This is a genomic window from Streptomyces azureus (genome assembly GCF_001270025.1).
GTDB lineage: Bacteria > Actinomycetota > Actinomycetes > Streptomycetales > Streptomycetaceae > Streptomyces > Streptomyces azureus.
The window spans coordinates 1-373 of record NZ_DF968394.1; the positions used below are offsets into that span (position 1 = coordinate 1).

Consider the following 373-nt stretch of genomic DNA (forward strand, 5'->3'; position numbering starts at 1 on the left):
GGTTGTTGACTTCTTCGTTCGCTGTTTCGTAGTGCCTGGTTTGCGGACGGTGTGCACGTCGTAGCGCGGGGTGGGCCGGGTGTTCTTGCGGCCGGGTGGTCGTCCCGGGCCGGGGCGGGAGGATTTCGGTGCTCTGGCGGGGCATGCTGCCTGCGGGCGCAGGTGCCGAAAGTCGCGGCGGACGCGGGCCGGGGTGAGCCTGTCCGGCGGGCTCGGCTTCTCCCACGGCCGGCGCAGGTCGGCCGCCAGCGGCCGGGCCAGCCGCAGCTGCGTGTAGACGGCGAGGATCAGCCAGGTCCACCGGTCAGCCGCCTCAGGAGTACGGATCTTCGGGCAGGTCCAGCCCAGCGTCTGCTTGAACAGCCGGAACGTG

Annotated in this window: 1 pseudogene; it reads right to left on the minus strand. The window is 71.0% G+C overall.

The features are described 5' to 3' along the window. A pseudogene (locus AOQ53_RS46860) lies at nt 1–373 on the minus strand (NF041680 family putative transposase); the annotation flags it as partial.